We start from the raw sequence: 23,205 nt of genomic DNA on the forward strand, positions 1-23,205 counted from the left end.
TTGCGTGGTCGGTACGTCGTGATCGGCTGTCGCCACCCGGTCACATGCCCCAGCGCAGCCCCGGTGTGCGCACCGGGGCGTCCCACAGGCGCAGCAGTTCCTCGTCGATCCGGCACAGGGTGACCGAGGCGCCGGCCATGTCGAGCGAGGTGACGTAGTTGCCGACGAGCGTGCGGGCGACGGCGACACCGCGCTCGGCGAGGACCCGCTGCACCTCGGCGTTGAAGCCGTACAGCTCCAACAGCGGTGTCGCGCCCATGCCGTTGACCAGGACGAGGACGGGATTGCCCGGGGTGAAGTCGTCCAGGATCGCGCCGACCGCGAAGTCGGCGATCTCCCGCGAGGTCATCATCGCCCGCCGCTCGCGGCCCGGCTCGCCGTGGATGCCGACGCCCAACTCCAGCTCGCCGGGCGGCAGATCGAAGGTGGGGCTGCCCTTCGCGGGCGTGGTGCAGGCGCTCAGGGCGACACCGAAGCTGCGGGAGTTCTCGTTGACCAGCCGGGCGATGGCCTCCACCTGCTCCAACGGCTGCCCCTCGTCCGCCGCTGCCCCCGCGATCTTCTCCACGAACAGCGTGGCGCCGGTGCCACGCCGGCCGGCCGTGTAGAGGCTGTCGGTGACCGCGACATCGTCGTCCACCAGCACCTTGGCGATCCGGATGCCCTCGTCCTCGGCGAGTTCGGCCGCCATGTCGAAGTTGAGCACGTCACCGGTGTAGTTCTTCACGATGAACAGCACCCCGGCCCCGCTGTCCACGGCAGCCGCGGCCCGCACCATCTGATCCGGCACGGGGGAGGTGAACACCTCGCCGGGACAGGCCGCCGACAGCATCCCCGGGCCGACGAAGCCGCCGTGCAGCGGCTCGTGCCCCGACCCGCCACCCGAGACCAGCCCCACCTTCCCGGCCACCGGCGCGTCCCGCCGCACGATCACCCGGTTCTCCACATCCACCGTCAACTCGGGGTGGGCGGCGGCCATACCGCGCAGCGCGTCGGCGACGACGGTTTCCGGGACGTTGATGAGCATCTTCACGGGTACCTCCTGGTACTGATGCCGACTTCGGTGACAGATGGGCGGGGTGCGTGGATCGGTCGGACGTGAGTCGGCTCGGAGCATCACTGTCGGCAGTATCGACCTTGTGGCAGCGAAGGTCACGCCGATCGACGACGGTGAGCGGTCGCGTGCACGGCAGGTTGGATCGAGCGTGCACACAAGTGAGGCCGACCTCGACGAGATCGAGCAGCTTGCGCGACCTATCGAATCTCGATAGATTTCCATCGCGATTCGATGGAATGCCGGGTGGATGGAAGGCCGGGTGGGTCGGGTGAGGATGAGTAAGGGAAGGACGGGCATGGGAAAGCTGACCGTGCGTGCGCTGCGCGCGGTGCTCGTGCTGGTGCTCGTCGGCACCGTGTTCGTGCAGGTGTTGATGCTGTGGACATTGATCAGCGGGAGCGACCCGGAGGACGGGGCGCTCCCGCTGACCGCGCTGCGCGTGATCACGATCCTGGGCATGCTGTCGGTCCAGGTCGCCCTGGTCTGCGTATGGCGGCTGGTGGCGATGGTGCGACACGGAACCGTGTTCTCCGACGCCGCCTTCCGCTACGTGGACGGCGTGATCGGCGCGATCGTGGCGGCGGCCCTCGTGTGGTTCGCGGTCACCGTCGTCAACGCGCCGGGCCAGCGGGACGACCCGGGCGTCACCGTCATCATGGGCGGGGTCGGGGTGGCCGTCCTGGGGGTCGCGCTCATCGTGCTCGTGCTGCGGATGCTGCTCGCCCAGGCCGTCGCGCGCGACGTCGAAGCGGCGCAGATGCAGGCCGAGTTGGACGGGGTGATCTGATGCCGATCGCCGTCGACATCGACGTGATGCTGGCCAGGCGGAAGATGTCCGTGGGCGAGCTCGCCGACCGCGTGGGAATCACTCCCGCCAACCTGGCGGTCCTCAAGAACGGCCGTGCCAAGGCGGTCCGCTTCGCGACGCTCGCCGCGCTCTGCGAGGTTCTCGAATGCCAGCCGGGCGACCTGCTGCGCTGGGAGGCCGAGGACGCTCGGACGAAGGACGTGCCCATCCAGGGGCATGGAATTCTCGACGCCCCGTGACCCGAGCGGTACCCCGTGTCCCGGGAGTGGTGCGGGCGGGAGCGCCCGCGTGAGCAGCAGACCCGCCGCACGACGGCATTCACCGGTGCGACATACTCGCCCGATGAGTTCACGCACGTCCCCGGTCAGCCGGCCGATCACGATACGGCGGGCCGTCGCGCGGGATGCCAAGCGGCTCACGCGGCTGGTGCGGGGCTCAGGCGCCTACCAGGGTGAGTACGCGGCCGCGGTCGAGGGCTATCGGGTCGGTCCCGACTACATCGAGGCCCACCGCGCCTTCGTGGCCGTCGACGCCGACGAGCACGGCGGCCGGATCCTCGGGTTCTACTCCCTCGTCCTCGCTCCGCCGGAGCTCGACCTGCTCTTCGTCGCCGACGCGGTGCAGGGACGGGGTATCGGACGGCTGCTCATCGCGCACATGCAGTCCGAGGCCCGTGCCGCCGGGCTCGACCGTCTCAAGGTCGTGTCGCACGTTCCCGCCGAGGACTTCTACCACCGCGTCGGTGCGGTGCGGACCGGTACGGCCTTCGCGAACCCGCCCGCCGTGCCGTGGGACCGCCCCGAATTCGAGTTCCGCATTCCTTCGGGATGACCCGGAGTGCCGGTCGGCGGGGGCACCGGCATCGCTTCGCCCGGGAGAAGGCGAGCGCCTCTTGGGCCTGGGCGGAGGGCCTTGTCCCGCCGCGAGCCGACGGAGATCATGATCGCGTGCAGCACCGAGAGGAACTCCACGACGTACTGGCGCGCGCCGGACTCACGGTCGTCGAGGACGTGCGCCCCGGCAGCCTGTTCCCGCCGGAGGCCGCCTGGCGGATCGCGCGGGGGATCGCGGCGCCGGACGGCGTGGCCCGGGAAGCGCTCGATGCCGCCTGGTGGCGGCGTCTGCGCGATGCCGACGGCGAGTTCCTGGTGGCCGTCCTCGGACACCGGATCGGTGGCAACGACTCCTGGTGGACCAGGGTCCGGCACGCCGAAAGTGGCGTGCCGGGGTTGACCGGCGACCCCGGGTTCGTGGCGCTCTCCCTCGACGGGCAGGTGCTGCTGGCGGAGGTGCCCGGGGCCGGCGGGTCCCGGGTGACGGCCCTCGACCGGCTGTCGGAGCGGCTGGAGGAGGCCGCCGAGACGGCCGGACGCGAGACGGAGGTCGAGCGCGCCGAGGTATGGGCGGCGGTGCCCGGCCGACGCGGGTGGCCTCTGCACTGGGCGGGGGGGATCGGATCCAATCCGGCCGCGCCGGACGAACTGCTGATCCGGCTGCTGGACGTGGACGAGGGCTTCCTGCACGGATGCGACCGGCCCGCCGTCCTCGACGCCGCCGTGGCGCACCCCGATCCGCGGGTGCGGTCAACGCCCGCCGACACCTTCCGGCCCAGGCTCACGTCCGATCAGTGGGTACGTCTCGTCCGCGCCGAGCCGTCGCCCGATCGACGCGTGCTCTGGGCGGAGCGCGCCGGCGTCTGGGGCGCCGAACTCCCCGAGGACCTGTACGACCACCTCCTCGCCGGCCCGTCCCGCGCGCGAGCCGCCGAACTTCCGGGGCTGCCCGCACCGCACCTGCCCGGCCTCGCGGCCGACGCCGATCCCCTGGTGCGGGCGGCGGCCTGTGCCCGGTGGGAGGAGCTCGCTGCGCCGCTGCGGCAGCGCCTGCTGGCCGACACCGACGAGGCGGTGCGAACGGCCGCGCTGCTCGCCCACCACACCGGCGTACCCATGCCTCGCGAGGTTTTCGCCGCCCTGCCCGACCCGCGGCGGGCGCTGGAACGGTGCCGCCTCGCGCCCGGGCTCGAAGCGGAGCTGGTCCGGGACGGGGACCCGGAGGTACGGCGGGCACTGGCCGCCAACCCGAGCCTTAGCACGCACGGGGTCGCCGTGCTGGCGCGGGACCCGCAGGCCGCCATCCGTTCCGAGGTGGCCCTGCGCCCCGACCTCACCGAGGAGCAACGTGCCGCGGTCCGCCACGACTTCGACCCGGCATCGATGGCGCACACCCTGCCCTGGGTCGAGGAGCTGCACGGCGACGCCGATGCCATGCGTCGTCTCGCCGCGTCGTCCCACCCGCTGGTGCGCCGCAGTGTGGCGCGAGCCCGGCACCTCCCGCCGGACGTCGTGGCGCGCCTGGCGCGGGACGGGGACCGGGTGGTCCACCTGGTCCTCGCCGAGTCGTGCGAGGACGCGCCGGCCGACCTGCTGCTGGACGTCTGGCGCTGGTGGGACGGCAGCTTCAGCCACCCCGACCGGCCTCGCGGCCACCCCAACTTCCCCCGCGCGGGCCTGCTGCGCCACGCAGACGACCCCAGCGGGCGAATGCGCCGCCTGGCCCTGGACGATCCCGAGTCGACACCGGCCGACGTCGCACGCCTGGCCCGGGATCCCGAAGCCGAGGTGCGCCGCCGCGCGGCCGAGGACACCCGGCTGTCACCGGCCGACGCGGTACGGCTGCTGAACGACCCCGAGGCCCACGTCCGCGACACCGCGCTGCGCAGTCCACGGCTGCCGGCCCGCGTCCTGGCCGGGCTCTTGCACGACCGCGACACGGCAAGCACGGCGGTCACCAACCCGGCGATCCCGGTCGCCGTCCTGCACCGCATCCTCACCGCGGCCGCGGCGGCCCCGCGCTGAACACCGACCGCCTCGCACGGCGGCCGTGGCAGTCGCCCTGAATCCGCCCGTCGAGCGACACGCCACTGGCACCATCCCAGGATGACTACGTCGACATCCGAGTCGTGGACCCGTATCGAGGCATGGCTCGCCCGGCACACGCCTCGCACGTTCGCCGCTCTCGGCCCCCCTGCGGAGCGCTCCGCCGTCGCCCTGGCCGAAGAGGTCATCGGGCAGCCGTTCCCCGATCCTTTGACGGAGTCCTTGCTGCGGCACAACGGCATGGGCCACTACGACCTGCTGCCACCCTTCTGGTCCTTGCTCGATGTGCAGAGCATCGTCAGGTCCTGGCAGACACGCATGAAGATCTACGGAGAGGAGCCGGCGGGGGCCGAGGAAGGCGACCCGGACGGGGAGTACGGGCCGTGGTGGCACGCCCGGTGGATCCCCTTCGCCTTCGACGGGGCAGGGGACTACCTCATCATCGACCAACGCCATTACCGCCGGCGTGGACGCATCGGCGAGGCCGATCACGAAACCGGATGCTCCTTCTCGCCCCACCCCATGTGGGCGTCGCTCCCGGCTCTCCTCGACGCCACGGCCACGGCCCTGGAGACCGGCGAGGCGGTGGACGGTTACCAGCCTGTCGCGGTCGACGAGGATGAGCTGGACTGGGTCTTCTGAAGATCGCCACCGACATTGGTCGGCCCGGGAAGCCCCGCGCGCGATGATTCTGCCCGCCCCGACAGGTCTACCTCCCTGAAGGAGACATCCAACTCATCGGGAGCAGGACATGGGCCTCATCCACATCGAGATGTTCGCGACCCTCGACCTCGTCGGGCAGGCGCCCGGCGGCCCTGACGAGGACCCGGCGGGGTTCCCGTTCGGCGGCTGGCAGGCGCCTCTGCTGGACGAGGTCGCCGGGGCACAGATCGGTGCCGCGTACGAGGGCACGGACGCCCTTCTGCTCGGCCGGCGGACGTACGACATCTTCGCCGCCTACTGGCCGCACCAGAAGGGCGGCGAGGACGGCGAGATCGCCGCGCTCTTCAACAGCGTCCCGAAGTACGTGGCCTCCCGTGGCGAGCCCGACCTCTCGTGGGCCGGGTCCACGCAACTCGGCCCGGATCTCGCGGATGCGGTCCGCGAGATCCGTGACCGGCACAAGCACGTGAAGGTCGTAGGGAGTCTGAACCTGGTCCAGACCCTCCTGCGGGAGAAGCTCTTCGACCGGCTCGACCTCTGGGTGCACCCGATCGTGCTCGGTGTCGGCAAGAAGGTGTTCGAGGGCGGCGCGGTGCCCACGAACCTGACCCTCCTCGAACCGCCGGTGTCCAGCGCCAAGGGCACGGTGTACCTGCGTTACGGCCTCGCCGAGGGCACACCCGGGACAGGAGACATGGCCGCACCGGACCGCGGCCTCGGACACGACGGCTGACACCGCCCCGCACCGGCGATCGGCCGCCGTGATCCCGCGGGCATCGAGCGCCCTGGCCGGGGGATCAGTCGATCTTCTTGACGACCCGGGCGGGCACTCCCGCGACCAGGGTGCCGGCAGGAACATCACGGGTGACCACCGCACCGGCGGCGACCACCGCACCGGCACCGATGGTCACCCCCTGCGTGATCACGGCGGCCGTCCCGATCCAGACGTCGTCCTCGATGACGATCGGGGCGAAGGAGAGGTACTCGCGGCGTTCGGCCAGGGGCAGCGGGTGGCCTCCGGTGATGAGGCTGACCTTCGGGGCGATCATGACGCCGTTCCCGAGACGGATGCCTCCCTTGTCCATGAAGGTGCATCCCTGGTTGACGAAGACGTTCTCCCCGAACGTCGTGTTCAGCCCGTACTCGGTGAAGAACGGCGGATAGATCGTCACCGATTCCGGCAGCGGGCCACCGAACACAACAGAAAGTAGTTCCGCCCGACCTTCGCTGTCGCCGAACGGAAGCACATTCAGTCGAGACGTCGCATCGGTGACCTCCGTGATCCGCTCCGCATGGCGCGCGAACTCGGGCGTCCGGACATACATGACCTGCTCTGTGCGAGGAGACATGCCCTGATCCCATCACCGCGCGGAACACGCGATCAAACAACCCAGCACCACACCGGACACAACCATCGGTTGTGAAAGTAGGGTGCGAGCGTGGATGTCGAAGCCCTGCGCACGTTCGTGGCCGTCGCCGAGACCGGCCAGTTCCAGGCCGACGAGCTGGGGATCAGCCAGCAGGCGGCCTCCAAGCGGATCGCGACCCTGGAGAGGCATATCGGGGTCACGCTCCTGGTGCGGACCTCCCGAGGCTCCCGGGTGAGCCTGGACGGGCAGGTCTTCCTGCCGCACGCCAAGAAGGTCCTGGCGGCCGTCGAACAGGCCGAGCAAGCCGTGCGCCCCGGAAGCCGTCCCCTGCGCGTCGATGTCCTCAACCGGCGCATCGCCCCGGCCCAGGCCGTCTACCGGTTCTACCGCTCCCACCCCGGGGCGGACCTGGACGCGGTGACGTTGAGCCAGGAGAACGCCGCCCAAGCCGCCCGGGCGGTGCTCGAAGGGACCGTCGACGCGTCCTTCCGCGCCCTGCCGGCGGACCAGGTGCCGACCGGGATCAGCGCCGAACGGCTCCTGGACGCACCCCTGGAGCTCCTGGTCGGCCCCGGCCATCCGCTGGCCGACGCGCCTCGGGTCGGTCCCGCGGACCTGGCCGGCCACCGCATCTGGATCCCCGGGATCAGGCCGGGCACGGAATGGGCCGCGTTCTACCAGGCGCTGTCCGAGGCCTTCGGACTGAGTATCGACGCGCTCGGCCCCAACTTCGGTGACGAGGCCCTGATGGACGCGCTGGCCGACTCGGCCGCGCTGGCCACCCTCGTCGGCAGCGGGGACCGGTACCTGTGGCCCCAGAACCACGACCTCCGGCGCATCCCGTTGCACGACCCGACCCCGGTCTACCCGCACACGCTGCTGTTCCGCAGCGGAGACCAGCACCCCGTGCTGACCGCGCTGCGCGACCATCTGCGCACCACAGGCCCGCGAACTCCGCGCGAGGTGTGGACACCGGGGTGGGTGGACCGCTGACCGGACGACCGAATCAGCGGTGCTGTGACCGCGGCCCTGCGTCGAGCTGCGCCACGGCACTGAGGACGCGGCTACGGCGCGGTGGGCAGGTGTGGGGAGCGGAGCACGAGGAGGGTGATCTCGCTGGGGGCGAAGACGCGGAACGGCGGGCCCCAGAAGCCTGTGCCGCGGCTGGTGTAGAGGAGGGTGCGGGGGCCGTGGTGGGTGAGGCCGGCGAGGGCGGGCTGGTCGAGGCGGACCAGGTGGTGGAAGGGCCAGATCTGGCCGCCGTGGGTGTGGCCGGAGAGCTGGAGGTCGATGCCGGCGGCCGCCGCCCGGTCGACGAACTTGGGCTGGTGCGCCAGGAGCAGGACGGGCAGGTCGGGGTCGGCGCCGCTCAGGGCTCCGGCGAGGTGGGCACGGTGGCCCGCCAGGCCGGAGGACTCGGCGGTGACGTCGTCCACGCCGGCCACCACGAGGGTGTCGCCGCCGCGTTCGAGCAGCAGATGGCGGTTGCGCAGCGGCTCCCAGCCCAGCTCGTCCATCAGGTCGACCCAGCCCTGGGCCTCGCTGTAGTACTCGTGGTTGCCGGTGACGTAGACCCGGGCCCGGGTGGCCCGCACGGTTCCGAGCGGGGCGGCCTGGGCGCGGCGGCGTTCGGCGGTGCCGTCCGCGATGTCACCGGTGTGGCAGACCACGTCGGCTTCCAGGGTGTTCACCGTCTCGCACACACGTGCCGACCAGCGGGCGCGATCGAGGGGACCGTAGTGGGTGTCGGTGATGAGGACGACGCGGAGACCGTCCAACCCGGCGCCCAGTCGGGGGAGTTGCACGTCGAGTCGGCGCACGCGTGGCACGCGGCGGGCTTCGGCGTATCCCCAGGCGAGGAGTACGGCGGCGGTGCCGAGGACGGCCCAGGCGACGATCCGGGCCCGGTCCTGGCTTCCCCCAACACCGGCCACGGTCAGGGCGAGCCGCAGCAGGACGCCGAGCAGAACGGACCAGGTGAACAGAACCCAACTGGCGCCCAGCAGGGTGTCTCCGACGATCGCCGCCCGGTCCTGCTGGCGTCGGCCGTGGCCGCGCGCCATCGCGAGCGGCATACATATGAGGCCGAGGGCGAACAGGGCGGTACCGGCGAGCGTGACCGGCAGCGGCCAGCGCTGGCCGGCGTACAGGAGCATCCAGCAGGGCACGGCCCACAGCAGGACGGGGGCGATCAGGGGGAGATAGCGCATCAGGCGGTGCAGTCGGCTCTGCCGCGGCGCTCGCGCCTCATCCTCGGTGGGCCGGGTGTCGCTGGTGTCGGTCACGCTTCCCCTCACAAACCAGGCTGCCGTCCCGCGCACTGTATCCGGTCGCCCTCGGACCGACCGGACCGGCGTTCCTGGGCGGCCCTTTGGAGCGAAGGGGGGGAAGGTTCTCTACCGGATCGGAGCCCCAGTTGCGGCGACGAGCCCCCCCGGCTTCGCGCGTCCGGGACCGGTCCCGGACGCCGTACGCCATCATGCGTTCGCCAAGGACAACCGGTGGTTCTGACCACGGAGCGGAGCCCATGCGACAGAAGCTTTCCGTACGACGCCCAGGCGTCCTCGTCGCGCCCTTCGTCACCTGTCTGGCACTGCTGCTGGCGGGGTGCGGGAGCGACGGTACGGACGACAAGTCCGCCTCCGGCCGACCGAGCGAGGCCCGGACGTCGGCGAGCACGGCCGCGCTGTCACCGGGTCCGGACACCACGCCCGACGCGAACGACGAAGTCGACGAGGCGTTTCGCGCGGCCCGCAGCGTCGCCCTGCAAAGCAATCTGCGCTACATCGATCCGGCACTCGGCACACCCGAGGGCCTGGCCACGGCCGATGCCAAGGCCGACGCGCAATGCGCCGACCTCCGGCGGAACATCGCCGACCCGGACCGGGTCGCCGCGCGGCGGTTCAGCACCGGGACCCACGAGGTGACCGTGGCCGACGGCAAGCGGATCAACACGCTGTTGCGCAACACCTACTGCGCTGGCTGACCCTGCCCGTGGCCGAGCGGGTCGCAGCCGCTCCCTCGGCCTGCCCGGGAGGGCCGGGGGTGCTTGCCGCCTACTGGGGTGGGTTGCCGTGCTTGCGGGACGGCAGGTCGGCGTGCTTGGTGCGGAGCATCGCCAGGGTGCGGACGAGGACGGGGCGGGTGTCGGCCGGGTCGATGACCTCGTCGACGAGGCCGCGTTCGGCCGCGTAGTACGGGTGCATCAGCTCGGACCTGTACTCCTTGATGAGGCGGGCGCGCATCACCTCGGGGTCGTCGGCCTCGGCGATGCGCTTGCGGAAGATGATGTCGGCCGCGCCCTCGGCGCCCATGACGGCGATCTCGTTCGTGGGCCAGGCGTAGGTGACGTCGGCGCCGATGGACTGGGAGTCCATGACGATGTAGGCACCGCCGTAGGCCTTGCGCAGCACGACGGAGACCCGGGGGACGGTGGCGTTGCAGTAGGCGTACAGCAGCTTGGCCCCGTGCCGGATGATGCCGCCGTGTTCCTGGTCGACGCCGGGCAGGAAGCCGGGGACGTCGAGCAGGGTGACGAGGGGGATGTTGAAGGCGTCGCACAGCTGGACGAAACGGGCCGCTTTCTCGCTGGCCTCGATGTCCAGGGCGCCGGCCAGCCGTTGGGGCTGGTTGGCGACGATGCCCACGACGTGGCCGTCCAGGCGGGCCAGCGTGCAGATGATGTTGGTGGCCCAGTGCTCGTGGATCTCCAAGTGGTCGCCGTCGTCCACGAGTTCCTCGATGACCCGGCGCATGTCGTAGGGCCGGTTGCCGTCCGCCGGCACCAGGTCCAGCAGGAGGTCCGAGCGGCGTTCGGCGGGGTCGGTGGTGGGTAACGCCTCGGGGATCTCGCGGTTGTTGGCCGGCAGCAGGGTGAGCAGGTAGCGCACGTCCTCCAGGCAGGCGGCCTCGTCGTCGTAGGCGAAGTGGCAGACGCCGGACGTGGTCGCGTGCACATCCGCGCCGCCGAGCCCGTTGTGGGACACCTCCGCCCCGGTGACGGCCCGGACCACGTCGGGGCCGGTGATGAACATCTGCGCGGTCTCCCGCACCATGAAGACGAAGTCGGTGAGTGCCGGGGAGTAGGCGGCGCCGCCCGCGCAGGGGCCGAGGATCACCGAGATCTGCGGAATGACTCCGGAGGCCAGGGTGTGGCGCCGGAAGATGCCGCCGTACCCGGCGAGCGCCGTGACGCCCTCCTGGATGCGGGCCCCCGCGCCGTCGTTGAGGCCGACCAGGGGCGCACCCGCCGAGATGGCCATGTCCATGATTTTGTGGATCTTCGCGGCGTGGGCTTCGCCCAGCGCGCCGCCGAAGATCCGGAAGTCGTGGGCGTAGACGAACACGGTCCGCCCGTACACCGTCCCCCACCCGGTGATCACGCCGTCCGTGTGGGGCCTCTTGTCCTCCAGCCCGAACCCCGTGGCCCGGTGCCGGCGCAGGGGCTCCGTCTCGCAGAAGGATCCGTCGTCCAGCAGGAGTTCGATCCGCTCCCGCGCCGTCAGCTTTCCCCGGGCGTGCTGCGTCCGGGTCGCCCGCTCGTCCGGGCCCCGCAACGCCCTTTCGCGCAGCGTCCGTAGCTCCGCGACCCGTCCCCGCGCATCCGTCGCGGCGGCGGTCGGTTCCTGGATCTCCGTCATCTTGGCCCCCCTTCTGCCGTCCGAGGGTAACTCAACCATCAAGGTGTGCACATCTCTTGACCGTGCATATATTGCGTGCCACCATGGCGTGGCAACGATCTCCGGTGGGAACGGCCGGTGGGACCGAGCAGTGAAAGGACGCAGATGTCGAACCACAGTCACGTGGACCGGGTGCTCGACTGCCCGATGGACGAGACTCCGGGAGCCCGGGACCTGCTCGAAGCGGCGATGCAGTGGCACTTCAGCCCGGAGACCGGATCCCCGTTCTGGCTCGAGCGGGCCAAGAAGCTCGACTTCGACCCGCGCGCGGACGTGCACACCTTCGACGACCTGAAGCTGTTTCCCAATGTCGTCAACGAACTGCGCGAGGTCCGCGCGGAGGAGCTGATCCCCCGCGGCTACGGCTCCTTCGACGACCTCTACGGCGTCTACGAGAGCGGCGGTACCACGGGGGCGCCCAAGCGCGTCGTGTGCATGAACGACTGGATGGAGCGCTGGCTGACGTTCAGTCAGCGCAAGCTGGACGAACGGGACTGTCCGCGGAACGTCAACTGGCTCGCCCTGATGCCGGACGGCCCGCACATCTTCGGAGCCGCGCTGCGCGAGGGCGCACGCCGCAACGGCGGCATCCTCTTCACCATCGACATGGACCCCCGGTGGGTGAAGAAGTGCATCGGCGAGGGACGCGCGGAGGACGCCGGACGCTATGCCGAGCACCTCGTCAACCAGGCCCGCCACCTGCTGGAGACGCAGGACGTCGGGGTGATGATCACGACTCCGCCGCTGCTGGAGCGCCTGGCCCAGGACGAGCGGCTGGTCGAACTGATCAACAGGAAGGTCTCGCTCATCCAGTGGGGCGGGGCGCACATGGACGCCGACACCCGGCACCTGTTCCGCACCGAGGTCTTCCCCGGTATCCAACTGCAGGGCGCCTACGGCAGCACGATGATCCTGGGCGGTTCCCTGGAGCGCGTCGACACCACCGGTGAGGACGCCTGCGTCTTCGATCCCCTCTCGCCCTACATCTCCTTCTCGGTCATCGATCCCGCGACCGGGGAGAACGTCCCGTACGGCGAGCGCGGCCAGGTCGTGATGAACCACATCAGCAAGGGGATGCTGCTGCCGAACAACCTCGAACGCGACACCGCCGTGCGGATGCGCCCGCCGGAGGGGCAGTTGGGGGACTCCGTCGCCCAGGTGGCCCCGGTCGCCAGCTTCGACGACGAGGTCGTCATCGAAGGGGTCTACTGATGGAAGGGATGGAGGGGGCGCAGGAGATACAGGGACTGGTGCAACTCGACGCCCTCGGGCCGCGCGGCGCCTTCCGCGCCCGCAACCGCCTGACCGTGCCCGACGTCGGAGGCACACCCGTCGCGGAACTCAGTCTGGTGCCGTCCCTGTACGTCCAGCGCAGCATGGCCGCGCTGCACAGGGCCGGCACCCTGCCCGCCGACGAGCGGGCCGCCGCCCTGGACCGGGCCGGAAGGATCTTCGCGACCGAGACCGTCGGGGGACTGACCCCGCAGGAGTACCGGGCCCTCGTCAGCCGCTGTTCCGGACTGCCCGTCGCGGTGGTCACCGCGGCGGCCGAGATCGTGGCGGACGCCGCCGCCCAGGCCCGGGACACCACGTCCCAGGCACGCCCGCGAGGCGCCGTCGACCACTGGAACGACCCGTCGACGCGCCAGGGCCGGGCGGTGTGGACCCGGCGCGGCGACGTCTTCGCCGTGCACGCCGCCGGCAACCACCCCGGCGTGCACGCCCTGTGGCTGGAGGCCCTGGTCCTGGGCTACCGCGTGGCCGTACGCCCGTCCCGACGCGAGCCGTTCACCCCGCACCGCCTGATCAGCGCCCTGCGCGAGGCGGGCTTCCCCGACGACCACGTCGTCCTGCTGCCCACCGACCACGCGGTGGCCGACGGCGTCATCAAGGGCGCGGACCTGGCGATGGTCTACGGCGGCGACGAGGTCATGAAGAAGTACGGCGGTCACCCGACCGTGCTCCCGCAGGGGCCGGGCCGGTCGAAGATCCTGATCACCGGCGACGACTGGCGCTCGCATCTGGACGTCATCGTCGACTCGATCGGCGACGAGGGCGGGACGGCGTGCGTCAACGCCACCGCGGTCTTCGTCGAGGGCGACCCCGCCCCGGTGGCGGAGGCCATCGCCGACCGGCTGGCGGCCATCCCCAGCCTGCCGCCGCAGGACCCGAAGGCCGTCCTGCCCGTACAGCCCGTGAAGGAGGCGCGCGCCGTCGAGCGGTATCTGCTGCGCAGCGCCGAGGGCACCACCGCCCGGCTCGGCGGGGACGGCATCGTGGACGAACTCGGCGACGGCAGCGCCGTACTGCGGCCCGCCGTGTTCCAACTGCCCCGCGGTGACGCCCGGCAGGCCGGCATCGAACTGGGCTTCCCCTGCGTCTGGGTGGCCCCCTGGTCGAGGGCCGACGGGATCGAGCCGCTGAAGAACAGCCTCGTCCTCACCGCGATCACCGAGGACGAACAGCTGATCGGGCACCTGGTCGACGAACCCACCATCAGCAACGTCCACGTGGGCGACCACCCGACGTACTGGATGCGTCCGGGAACCCCGCACGACGGCTATCTCGCGGAGTTCCTCATGCGGACCAAGACCGTGATCCGCGACTGAAGCGCTCGGTCCATCGGCCGAACGCACCACGCCAGACACCGAATTGGGGGCGGTCATGGCACTCAACCACGACTTCGTCGGGCGCACCCACAAGCCCACGGAAATCTACGAGGTGAGCCGCGAGAAGATCCGCGACTACGCCCTGGCGACGGGCGACACCCACCCGGCCTACCTGGATCCCGAGGCGGCCAAGGAACTCGGCCATCCGGACGTGATCGCACCGCCGTCCTTCGCCGTCATGCTCTTCTTCCGCTTCGGCGGCTGGCCGCTGTACGACCCGGAGTTCGGCAAGAAGAAGGAACCCGTCTGCGTGCACCGCGCACAGCGCACCACCCACCGGCGCCCCATCCAGCCGGGCGACCGGCTCGTGCAGACCACCACGGTCGACGACATGCGGGTGCTGGGCGAACACGAGCAGTGGACCATGACCCACACGATCGACACGGTCGACGGCGAGCACGTGTGCACCGTCGTCAACACGATCCTTTCGCGCGGCACCGCCGCGCCCGGGGAGGGATGACGACGATGGCCGCGCGAGTGCGCTACGACGAGGTCGGCGTCGGCACCGAGATACCGAGCCGCGAGTTCACGGTCAAACGGGTGGATCTGCTGCGCTTCTGCGGCGCCTGCTCGGACTACACGATGACGCACTGGAACGAGCGCGTCGCCAAGGCCGTCGGCCTGCCCGACGTCATCGCCCACGGCACCTTCACCATCGCCGAGGCGGTGCGTGTCGTCACCGACTGGGCCGGCGACCCCGGGGCGCTGGTGGAGTACTCGGTACGCCGCTTCTCCCACCCCGTCGTCGTCCCCGACGACGACGAGGGAGCGCGCCTCGACGTCAGCGGCCGGATCGAGAAGAAGCTGGACGACAACCAGGTCGTGGTCCGCCTGTCCGCCTCGTCCGGCGGGCGCGAGGTGATGTCGGGAGCACGGGCGGTCGTCCGGCTGGCCTGACGCCGGACCCACGGACCAAGAGTCAGTCACGAAGAACCAGTCACCAAGAGGAAGAAGGAAGCGGCCATGACGAGTCCGAGCATCGACACCGACCTCGAGAGCAAGGTCAAGGACATCGTGACCGACATCCTCGAGATAGAACCCGAGGACATGACCCTCACGAGCCGTTTCAAGGAGGACCACGACGCGGACTCGCTGCTCGCGATAGAGATCCTCGCGTCGCTGGAGAAGACCTTCAAGATCACCATCGCTCAGGAGCAACTCGTGCACATGGTGAACCTGCAAGGCGTGTGCGAGGTGGTGGCGGAAGCCGCCGCCCGGCGGCAGTAGGCCGCGATGACGCTGTCTGACATGTCATCACCGCGACGCGTCGTCATCACCGGCCTCGGCGCGGTGACCAGCATCGGAACCGGTGTCGCGGAGTTCCTCGGGGGACTGCGCGCGGGCCGCAGCGGCGCCAAGCCGGTCACGTCCTTCGACGTCACCGGCTTCGAACACGCCCAGGGCTGCGAGATCGACGACTTCGACGCCGCCGCGTACGTGCACAACCTCCCGCTGCGCGAGTACGGCCGGGCCAGCCACTTCGCCGCCGCCGCCGCGCGGATGGCGGTCGAGGACGCCGGGCTTCCGGCCGAGGACCTGAGGCAGGCCCGCTCCCTGGTCACGGTCGGCACCACGGACGGCGAGTCGCGCGACCTCGACCGGCTCGTCCAGCAGGAAGTGGCCCATGGCCCCGAACGGATGGACCCGGTGGTGGCCCGGCGGGTCCCGGCCGGCCGGCTGTCCGTGGCCGCCGCCCGCGAACTCGGGCTGGTCAACGTCGAGGCGGTGACCCTGCCGACCGCGTGCGCGGCGGGCAACTACGCCATCGGCTACGGGTACGACGCGGTCCGTACCGGCGAGGTGGAGTTCGCGCTGTGCGGGGGCGCGGACGCCGTGTGCCTGAAGACCTTCGCCGGGTTCTACCGGCTGGGCACCATCGCACCCGAGCGGTGCCAGCCGTTCGACCGCCACCGCAAGGGCATCCTCACCGGCGAAGGGGCCGGGATACTCCTGCTGGAGAGCCTGGAGTCCGCCCTGGCGCGGGGCGCGACCATCCACGCGGAAGTGCTCGGCTACGGCCTCAACTGCGACGCCGACCACCCCGTGGCGCCGAACGAGGACAGCTTTGCCCGGTGCGTGCGGCTGGCCCACGACAACGCCGGCATCGCCGCGGACGACGTCGACCTCATCTCCGCGCACGGCACCGGCACCAAGGCCAACGACGTCAGCGAGGCACGGGCCATCCGGCAGGTCTTCGGCGACAAGACCCCGCGCACCGTCTCGATCAAGTCGATGATCGGCCACACGATGGGTGCGGCGAGCGCCATCGCCGCGATCGCCTGCACACTCGCCATCCGGGAGGGATTCATCCCGCCGACGATCAATCACGTCGAGACCGATCCCGAGTGCGACATCGACTGCGTACCGAACGAGGCCGTCGAGGCCGATCTGCGGGTCGTACAGAACAACGCGCTGGCCTTCGGAGGCAACAACGCCGTGCTGATGCTGGGCCGGTACGACACGGGCGGCCCGACGGGACCCGCGGGAGGACAGCGATGACCGGGATGACGCGGACGAGCGGAGACCGCACATCGGGGGCGGCCCCGGTCACGGGCCCCTTCATCTCCACCTGGTCGGCGGTCTCCGCCTTCGGAGTCGGCCGGGAGAGCTTCAGCGCGGGCCTACGGGACCGGAAGCCGGTCGTCACCGCGCTGGACCCCGATCAGTGGTCGGCTCCGGCAACGGAGGCCTGCCTCGTGCCGGGCGGCGATCCCCGCGAACTGCTGGGCCGCAAAGGCACCCGCTCCATGGACCGGGCGACCGGACTGGCCGTCGCCGCGGTCGGCCAACTCCTCGACGACGGTACGGGCACCCGCATCCCCGGAGTCGACGAGAGCACCGCACTGGTGCTCGGCACCTCCAACGGCAGCGTGCGCAGCATCATGAGCTTCACCCGCGACGCGCTGACCGAGGACAAGCCCTACCACGTCGACCCGGCACGCTTCCCCAACACCGTGATGAACTGCGCCGCCGGACAGTCGGCGATCCGGCACGGGCTGCGCGGCCCCAACGTGACGATCGCCGGCGGCCGGGCGTCCGCGCTGCTCGCCCTCAACCACGCCCAGCGGCTGCAGCGTTCCGGCCACGCCCGCAGCGTGGTCTGCGGCGCGGTGGAGGAGTTCTCCGCCGAGCGGGCCTGGCTGGACTGGCACGCACACACCGAACAGGGACGGGCGCCGCTGACCGGCGAGGGCAGCGCGGTGCTGCTGCTGGAGGCCGACGCTCCTCGGGGCGGCGCCGCGCTCGCCGAACTGGCTGCCGTCGAAATCGGCCTGCCGCACACCGAGTCGGAGGTCACCCCCGTACTCGCCGACTGCGTACGCCGGGCCCTCGCGCGGGCGGGACTCGACGCCGACCGTGTCTGGGCGGTGGCACCCGCGGACCTGCCGGGCACCCTCGGCACCGCCGAACGCCATGCCCTGGACGAGGCGCTGGGCGGCCGCACTCCACGCGGCCCGCTGTGCACCGAACTGCTCGGCGACACCGGCGCCGTCTCCGCCGCGTTCCAGATCACGGCCCTGCTCAGCGCCGCGGAGAGCGACCCGGAGTCGGCGGGGCGGGCGGGAGTCGTGACGACCGTGGACCGCGAAGGCGTGGTGGGCTGCGCGCTGCTGCGCTTCCCCGGGCCGGAGCAGGGACGACGCTGACGCGTCGATCGCAGCTGAATCAGTACGGAAAGGGGTACGCAATGGACAGCGGCCGAAGGCCTGTGGCCCTCGTGACCGGGGGCTCCAGGGGCATCGGGCGAGCCGTCGTACGAAAGCTCGCCGAGGACGGCCACGACGTGAGCTTCTGCTACCGGTCGCGCTCCGAGGAGGCGCGGGAGGTCGAGCGGGAGGCCAAGGAACTCGGGGCCCAGGTGCTGACCCGGGAGGCCGATGTGACGGACGCGGATGCCGTGCGCGGGCTCGTCCAGGCCACGGAGGAGCAACTCGGGCCCATCGACGTGGTGGTGACCTCGGCCGGCATCACCCGGGACAAGCCGCTGGTGACCATGACCGACGAGGACTGGCACAGCGTCCTGCGGGTCAACCTCGACGGTATGTACAACGTGTGCCACGCCGTCATCCTGCCGATGATGAAGCGCAAGCGCGGAGTCGTCCTCAACCTCTCGTCCGTGTCGGGGGTCTACGGCAATGCCCGGCAGACCAACTACTCCGCCTCCAAGGCCGGGATCATCGGCTTCACCCGCGCGCTCGCCAAGGAAGCGGGCGCCTATGGTGTCCGCGCGAACGTGATCGCCCCCGGCTTCATCGAGACCGACATGACCGCCGGGCTCGGGGAGCGCCGGCAGCGGGACGCGGTCGACCGCATTCCGCTGGGCCGGTTCGGCGGCGCCGAGGAGGTGGCGGATCTCGTCGCCTTCCTCGCCTCGCCGCGGGCCTCCTACATCACCGGCGCCGTCGTCCAGGTCGACGGCGGCATCACCATCTGAGCAGCCCGAGGAGAGCACACCATGGCGCGACCCCGCCGTCCCCGGATCTACTTCTCCTTCCGCAGCCCCTACTCCTGGCTCGCGCTGCACGATCTGTTCCACGAGCACCCGGACGTGGTCCGGGCGGCGGAGTGGCGGCCCTTCTGGGAACCGGACGAACACAGCGAGCAGGCGCTGAAGGAGGCGGACGGCCGGTTCATCTACGTGCCGATGTCCCGCGAGAAGCACCTCTACATGCTGGGCGACGTACGGCGGCTCGCTGCGCGGCGCGGGCTGACGGTCACCTGGCCGGACGATCGTGACGCCTGGTGGGAGGTCTCCCATCTCGCCTACCTGGTGGCCGCGGACGAGGGCCGGGGGATGGAGTTCATCGACCGCGTCCAGCGTGCGCGCTGGCAGGAGGGCCTGGACATCTCGGACCGGGAGACGGTCGCGAAGCTGGCGGCCGAGGCCGGGGTCTCCGAGGCCGCCGCACACGCCCCGGACGACGAGCACATTCGCGCGCGGGGCGTGCGGGCGCTGCTGGACATCGACCAGGACGGCGTCTTCGGCGTGCCGTTCTTCCTGAACGGGCGCCAGAAGTTCTGGGGCGTCGACCGGCTCGCCGACTTCGTCGCCTCTCTCGACGCCGGCGATGCCCCTTCGGGGCGCGCGGTGTCACCCGACCCGGCGGCCGTCACGGCTGCCCGGTCCAGCGACTACGGACACGCGGGCGGCTGCGGCTGATGGCCGGCGCCCGGGCCGGGGCACGACTGCGCTGGGTGGGCCCCGAACGCGGCTTCGGACCGGGGGAGGAGCCCACGGAGAAGTCCACGGAGCAGTCCACGTGGCGATCCACAGAGGAGCCCACCACGCTGCTGGCCATGGACTCGTGGCTGGTGGACGACGGCAGGGTCAAGGCCCTGGAGGCCCACGTCGAGCGCTTCGCCTCCGCCTGCGCCGCGCTCCGCGCGATTCCGGCGCGGCGGACCACCGCGTTCCTCGGCGCGGCTGTCGAGCGTCTCCCGCGGCAGGGGCGCTGGTTCCCCCGGGTGGAACTCGTCCTGGCCGACGGAGCGTTGTGCTTTCAGCTGTGGATCAGGCCCGCCCCGCCGCGCGGTGAGCGCGTGCGTCTGTGGACGCCGCCGCACCCGGACCGGCGGATCAGGCCCTCGGTCAAGGGAGCCGACCTCGCTCACCTCACCCTGCTGCGGCAGCAGGCCCTCGACGCGGGCGCCGACGAAGCGCTGATCCTGGCGCCGGACGGCCGGATCCGGGAGGGCTCCACCACCAGCCTGCTGTGGTGGCGGGGAGACACCCTGTGCGCGGTCCCCGAGGGCCCGGACGTCCTGGCGAGCGTGACCCGCGCCCTGCTGCTCCGGGCCGCCTCCGACGCGGGAGTCGACGTGGCCCTGGAGCGGCCGACCCCGTACGAACTGGACGGTCTGGAGGTCTGGGCGGTCAACGCGCTGCACGGTATCCGTCCGGTGACGGCCTGGACCGGTCTGCCGGACGTCGTCGAAGCGGGTGCGTCCCGGCGGGTGGAGGAGTGGAGCCGCGTGCTGGACGAGGCCGCCGCACCGGTGGCCGCCGTCGCGGGCCGCGGTATGACGACCTGACGGGACGGACTCGCTTCGGGCCGGCGTCGGGTGTGCGGAGCGAGTCAGCCGGATGTGCGCAGCGGTGTCAGGGGATCACCAACGCGGGACACACCCGTACCACCGCGATGCCCCGGTCGGGCTTGCCCAGCCGGAAGCGGACCTTGCCGTGGAGCACCGTCCCGGAGACCGCCCGGCCACCGACCAGGTCCTCACCGGGGAAGAGCGTGAACGTCCATCCGCCGCCCTCCTCGCAGTCCGGCAGCTCCCGGCCGGACTGCAGCACGCGGGCACCCCAGAACTGACGCACCATGAGGTCCCGGGTGTCGACGTCGTCGACCTCGAACGTCTTCCCGTCGTACTCGTCACGGATGTCCTGGTAGCTGCCGAAGTGCAGCCCGGCCGGGCCGGTGATCGTGGCCACCGGTGTCCAGTCGGTGCCGGGCCCCACCGGCAGCGCACCGGCCGGCAGGGACTTGTCCACGACGTCCGGGGTGGGCTTGCCGAGTTGGTCCGCGCGGATGGCGGGATCGACGGCGCCGCGCGTGTCGAGCTTGTCCGGGTCCGGCACCAGCAGCACACCGAAGGTGGCCTCATCGGCGAAGCGTGCCTCCTGGAACTGCTCGCGCAGCGCCTCGGTGGCCCGCCGGGCCCGCTCCCAACGCGCGGCGGGAACCGCCTTCTTGAGATAGTCGGCCGTCGGGACGGGAAGTCCGGCTCTGAGCAGGCCCTCGCGGACGGACTCGCAGGTATTCCAGCCCGACGCGGCCAACAACTCGATCTGCTCGTCCGCGAACACCGCCACCTCCGACACGGTCGTCTCTGTGTCCTGCGTGCCGGGGCACCGGGCCCCGGCACGTCAGGCTATCGGCTGTCGTCGGCGAAGCCCGGGGACGGAACCTGGGGAGTGTCGCGGACGGGCGCGGGCAGCGCCCGCAGGGGGGCCTCGGCCTTCAGGAGCATCTCGTCGTATTCGGCCTGGGGGTCCGAGTCGAGCACGATGGCGCCGCCCGCACCGACCGTGAGCCCGTCCCGCCACCGCACGGCGGTGCGGATGACGATGTTGAGGTCGGCGGTCCCGGAGAAGCCGAGGTAGCCGAGGGTTCCCGAGTAGATGCCCCGGGCCTGTTCCTCCAGCCTGTCGATGATCTCCAGGGTGCGCAGCTTCGGTGCCCCGGTCATCGAGCCGCCGGGGAAGCAGGCCCGGACGCAGTCGATGACGGTGGTGTCCTTGCGCAGTGTTCCCCGGACGGTGGAGACCAACTGGTGCACCGTCGCGTACGACTCGGTCGCCATGAACCGCGGAACGCTGACGCTGCCGATCTCGCAGACCTGACCGAGATCGTTGCGCAGCAGGTCGACGATCATCAGGTTCTCGGCGCGGGTCTTGGCGTCGTTCAGCAGCGAGTCGCGCAGTTCCCCGTCGAGCTGCGGGTCGGAGCTGCGCCGCGTGGTGCCCTTGATGGGCTTGCTCTCCACGGTGCGGTCCTTGTCGATACGGAGGAACCGCTCGGGGGAGGAGCTGAAGACGGTGAGTTCACCCAGGCGGAGCAGGGCGGAGTAGGGGGCCGCGTTCAGGCGCCGGAGCCTGCGGTAGTAGGCGAGATCGTCGGGGGGTGCGGGCAGCCTCAGGCTGTTGGTGAGGCATATCTCGTAGCTCTCGCCCGCCTGGAGCTGACGCCGGCACTCCGCGATGTCGGCCTGGTACCGGTCGCGCGGGCGTACCAGGCGGCGTGCGGCGTCCACGCTCGTCGCCCTCGCCGGCGCCTCCGTGTCCGGCGCCATGTCGGGCAACGCCTCCAGCCGCGCGGTGGTGCGGTCCACCCACTCCTGCGCGGAGCCGGACTGCCCGGGCTCGGCCACCGCCACCACGTACGTCCGTCCCTCCAGATGGTCGACGGCGAGGAAGCGGTTGACCCGCAGCCATACGGCATCGGGGGTGGGCGCCCGGTGGGTCGCGGTGGAGCCGGTCTCGGCCTTCAACTCGTAGCCGAAGTACCCGACGTAGCCGCCGGTGAAGTCGAACGGCAGCTCCTCGGCCCCGCTCACCCGTGTCTCCAGCCGGTCGCGAAGCACCTCGAAGATGCCTCCCGTCTCGAGATAGGGGATGCCGCCCGAGGGTTCGACGATCACCGCGTTGTCCCCCACCCGATAGGTGAGGACCTCGCCGCCGGGTCCCTCGGCGTCGCCCAGGAAGGAGAACCGCGACAGGCCTTCCTCGACCAGCGCGCTGTCCAGCCAGAACGCCCGGTCGCTCGCACCGTGCAGCGTGTGGAAGGCGGCCTCGGTGTCCGTCGGCCGGTCGATACGGCGTACGTGCGCCCGCAGTTCGACGACGTGCGGCCCGGGCCGGGACGCCGGGCCGGGTACGGAACCCTGGCCGGGCACGGAAGCCTGTCCGGCGGGCCGGGCGCCGGCCTGCCCCGTCTGCGGCCGGGACGCGGCGACGGACGGGCGGTGCGCCGAACCGAGGGCCAGCGCACGGAAGTTGGCGGCCAGCTCGGCACCGTACTCCGTGCAGATCGACTCCGGGTGGAACTGCACTCCCCAGCGCGGCAGTTCGCGATGGCGGAGCCCCATGATCACGCCGTCCTCCGCCCAGGCGATCGCCTCCAGCTCCTCGGGCAGCGGCTCGGCGACGCACAGCGAGTGGTACCGCACAGCGGTGAACCGGTCCGGAATCCCGGCGAACAGGCCCTCGCCGGTGTGGTCGACGGTCGTGAGGTGGCCGTGCCGCGGCTGCGGCGCGCTGCGCACCTGCGCCCCGGCCAGCAGGCCGATGCCCTGATGGCCGAGGCACACCCCGAGGACGGGCAGCGCCGGGCGGCGCAGCAGGGCGTCACGGGAGTGGCCGAAGTCCCGGTGCCGGTCGGGCCGGCCGGGCCCCGGCGAGATGACCACGCCGTCGAAGTCGTCCAGGTCGATCCGGTCCCAGTCCGGGTCGTCGTTGCGCACCACGGTCGGCTCACTGCCGTACACCTCGGCGAGCAGCTGATGGAGGTTGTAGGTGTAGGAGTCGTAGTTGTCGATCAGCAGTGTGCGCATGGGCCCCTCGGAGGGTAGGAACG

Annotated in this window: 24 protein-coding genes; 18 read left to right on the forward strand and 6 right to left on the reverse strand. The window is 71.3% G+C overall.

Features of this window, described 5'->3' with window-relative positions; genetic code table 11:
- Nucleotides 1–40: 40 nt before the first annotated feature.
- A complete protein-coding gene (dhaK, locus tag K4B79_RS23265; RefSeq protein WP_232028808.1) occupies nucleotides 41–1,033 on the reverse strand; it encodes a dihydroxyacetone kinase subunit DhaK in 993 nt (330 codons plus the stop codon).
- A 319-nt stretch (nucleotides 1,034–1,352) separates the two neighbouring features.
- Between dhaK and K4B79_RS23270 the strand changes: the two genes are divergently transcribed.
- From K4B79_RS23270 to K4B79_RS23295, 6 genes are all read left to right on the forward strand, one after another.
- Nucleotides 1,353–1,844, forward strand: a complete 492-nt coding sequence (locus K4B79_RS23270; RefSeq protein WP_232028809.1) for a DUF2975 domain-containing protein — start codon at nucleotides 1,353–1,355, stop codon at nucleotides 1,842–1,844.
- The gene (locus K4B79_RS23275) at nucleotides 1,844–2,104 is read left to right on the forward strand and encodes a helix-turn-helix domain-containing protein (protein ID WP_232028810.1); all 261 of its coding nucleotides are present in this window, start codon (nucleotides 1,844–1,846) and stop codon (nucleotides 2,102–2,104) included. Before K4B79_RS23270 ends, K4B79_RS23275 begins: the two co-directional genes overlap by 1 nt.
- A 103-nt stretch (nucleotides 2,105–2,207) precedes the next feature.
- The gene (locus K4B79_RS23280; RefSeq protein WP_232028811.1) at nucleotides 2,208–2,696 is read left to right on the forward strand and encodes a GNAT family N-acetyltransferase; all 489 of its coding nucleotides are present in this window, start codon (nucleotides 2,208–2,210) and stop codon (nucleotides 2,694–2,696) included.
- A gap of 116 nt (nucleotides 2,697–2,812) precedes the next feature.
- Entirely contained in the window at nucleotides 2,813–4,723 is a 1,911-nt protein-coding gene (locus tag K4B79_RS23285; protein WP_232028812.1) for a hypothetical protein, read from the forward strand.
- A gap of 81 nt (nucleotides 4,724–4,804) precedes the next feature.
- The gene (locus K4B79_RS23290) at nucleotides 4,805–5,386 is read left to right on the forward strand and encodes an SMI1/KNR4 family protein (protein ID WP_232028813.1); all 582 of its coding nucleotides are present in this window, start codon (nucleotides 4,805–4,807) and stop codon (nucleotides 5,384–5,386) included.
- Nucleotides 5,387–5,495: 109 nt separating this feature from the next.
- On the forward strand, nucleotides 5,496–6,140 hold the full coding sequence (locus tag K4B79_RS23295) for a dihydrofolate reductase family protein (protein WP_232028814.1): 645 nt from the start codon (nucleotides 5,496–5,498) through the stop codon (nucleotides 6,138–6,140).
- 64 nt (nucleotides 6,141–6,204) lie between these two features.
- Here K4B79_RS23295 and K4B79_RS23300 read toward each other — a convergent pair whose 3' ends face one another.
- Nucleotides 6,205–6,732, reverse strand: coding sequence for a DapH/DapD/GlmU-related protein (locus tag K4B79_RS23300; protein ID WP_232028902.1), 528 nt, complete (start codon nucleotides 6,730–6,732; stop codon nucleotides 6,205–6,207).
- Between the two features lie 114 nt (nucleotides 6,733–6,846).
- On the opposite strand from K4B79_RS23300, the gene K4B79_RS23305 reads away from it, so the two are divergent.
- Complete coding sequence (locus K4B79_RS23305; RefSeq protein WP_232028815.1) at nucleotides 6,847–7,770, forward strand: LysR family transcriptional regulator; 924 nt, start codon at nucleotides 6,847–6,849, stop codon at nucleotides 7,768–7,770.
- A 71-nt stretch (nucleotides 7,771–7,841) separates the two neighbouring features.
- On the opposite strand, the gene K4B79_RS23310 is transcribed toward K4B79_RS23305, so the two are convergent.
- On the reverse strand, nucleotides 7,842–9,062 hold the full coding sequence (locus K4B79_RS23310) for a metallophosphoesterase (RefSeq protein WP_232028816.1): 1,221 nt from the start codon (nucleotides 9,060–9,062) through the stop codon (nucleotides 7,842–7,844).
- Nucleotides 9,063–9,304: 242 nt separating this feature from the next.
- Between K4B79_RS23310 and K4B79_RS23315 the strand changes: the two genes are divergently transcribed.
- Nucleotides 9,305–9,763 (forward strand): hypothetical protein, encoded by a 459-nt coding sequence (locus K4B79_RS23315; RefSeq protein WP_232028817.1) that lies wholly within the window; start codon nucleotides 9,305–9,307, stop codon nucleotides 9,761–9,763.
- 70 nt (nucleotides 9,764–9,833) lie between these two features.
- On the opposite strand, the gene K4B79_RS23320 is transcribed toward K4B79_RS23315, so the two are convergent.
- Nucleotides 9,834–11,417, reverse strand: a complete 1,584-nt coding sequence (locus K4B79_RS23320; RefSeq protein WP_232028818.1) for an acyl-CoA carboxylase subunit beta — start codon at nucleotides 11,415–11,417, stop codon at nucleotides 9,834–9,836.
- Nucleotides 11,418–11,561: 144 nt separating this feature from the next.
- Between K4B79_RS23320 and K4B79_RS23325 the strand changes: the two genes are divergently transcribed.
- From K4B79_RS23325 to K4B79_RS23370, 10 genes are all read left to right on the forward strand, one after another.
- Nucleotides 11,562–12,668, forward strand: coding sequence for a phenazine antibiotic biosynthesis protein (locus K4B79_RS23325; protein ID WP_232028819.1), 1,107 nt, complete (start codon nucleotides 11,562–11,564; stop codon nucleotides 12,666–12,668).
- Nucleotides 12,668–14,065 carry an aldehyde dehydrogenase family protein gene (locus K4B79_RS23330; protein ID WP_232028820.1) on the forward strand — a complete coding sequence of 466 codons (1,398 nt, stop codon included), beginning with the start codon at nucleotides 12,668–12,670 and terminating at the stop codon, nucleotides 14,063–14,065. Before K4B79_RS23325 ends, K4B79_RS23330 begins: the two co-directional genes overlap by 1 nt.
- Before the next feature lie 55 nt (nucleotides 14,066–14,120).
- Entirely contained in the window at nucleotides 14,121–14,585 is a 465-nt protein-coding gene (locus tag K4B79_RS23335; RefSeq protein WP_232028821.1) for an FAS1-like dehydratase domain-containing protein, read from the forward strand.
- A 5-nt stretch (nucleotides 14,586–14,590) separates the two neighbouring features.
- Nucleotides 14,591–15,022, forward strand: a complete 432-nt coding sequence (locus K4B79_RS23340; protein ID WP_232028822.1) for a MaoC/PaaZ C-terminal domain-containing protein — start codon at nucleotides 14,591–14,593, stop codon at nucleotides 15,020–15,022.
- 66 nt (nucleotides 15,023–15,088) lie between these two features.
- Nucleotides 15,089–15,352: an acyl carrier protein gene (locus tag K4B79_RS23345; RefSeq protein WP_232028823.1), complete on the forward strand. Its 264-nt coding sequence runs from the start codon at nucleotides 15,089–15,091 to the stop codon at nucleotides 15,350–15,352.
- A 21-nt stretch (nucleotides 15,353–15,373) separates the two neighbouring features.
- On the forward strand, nucleotides 15,374–16,624 hold the full coding sequence (locus tag K4B79_RS23350) for a beta-ketoacyl-[acyl-carrier-protein] synthase family protein (protein WP_308280473.1): 1,251 nt from the start codon (nucleotides 15,374–15,376) through the stop codon (nucleotides 16,622–16,624).
- A complete protein-coding gene (locus K4B79_RS23355) occupies nucleotides 16,621–17,772 on the forward strand; it encodes a beta-ketoacyl synthase N-terminal-like domain-containing protein (protein WP_308280474.1) in 1,152 nt (383 codons plus the stop codon). The genes K4B79_RS23350 and K4B79_RS23355 overlap by 4 nt, the downstream gene beginning before the upstream one ends.
- Nucleotides 17,773–17,813: 41 nt before the next feature.
- Nucleotides 17,814–18,560, forward strand: a complete 747-nt coding sequence (gene fabG / locus K4B79_RS23360) for a 3-oxoacyl-[acyl-carrier-protein] reductase (RefSeq protein ID WP_232028825.1) — start codon at nucleotides 17,814–17,816, stop codon at nucleotides 18,558–18,560.
- A 21-nt stretch (nucleotides 18,561–18,581) separates the two neighbouring features.
- On the forward strand, nucleotides 18,582–19,286 hold the full coding sequence (locus K4B79_RS23365; protein WP_232028826.1) for a 2-hydroxychromene-2-carboxylate isomerase: 705 nt from the start codon (nucleotides 18,582–18,584) through the stop codon (nucleotides 19,284–19,286).
- Nucleotides 19,286–20,158 (forward strand): aminotransferase class IV, encoded by an 873-nt coding sequence (locus K4B79_RS23370; protein WP_232028827.1) that lies wholly within the window; start codon nucleotides 19,286–19,288, stop codon nucleotides 20,156–20,158. The genes K4B79_RS23365 and K4B79_RS23370 overlap by 1 nt, the downstream gene beginning before the upstream one ends.
- A 67-nt stretch (nucleotides 20,159–20,225) precedes the next feature.
- Here the strand turns inward: K4B79_RS23370 and K4B79_RS23375 are convergent, their stop codons facing one another.
- Nucleotides 20,226–20,951 (reverse strand): hypothetical protein, encoded by a 726-nt coding sequence (locus tag K4B79_RS23375; protein WP_232028828.1) that lies wholly within the window; start codon nucleotides 20,949–20,951, stop codon nucleotides 20,226–20,228.
- Nucleotides 20,952–21,001: 50 nt separating this feature from the next.
- A complete protein-coding gene (gene pabB, locus K4B79_RS23380) occupies nucleotides 21,002–23,182 on the reverse strand; it encodes an aminodeoxychorismate synthase component I (RefSeq protein ID WP_232028829.1) in 2,181 nt (726 codons plus the stop codon).
- Nucleotides 23,183–23,205: the final 23 nt, after the last annotated feature.

Origin of the sequence: Streptomyces lincolnensis, assembly GCF_021173675.1 — a bacterium.
Classification (GTDB): domain Bacteria; phylum Actinomycetota; class Actinomycetes; order Streptomycetales; family Streptomycetaceae; genus Streptomyces; species Streptomyces lincolnensis_B.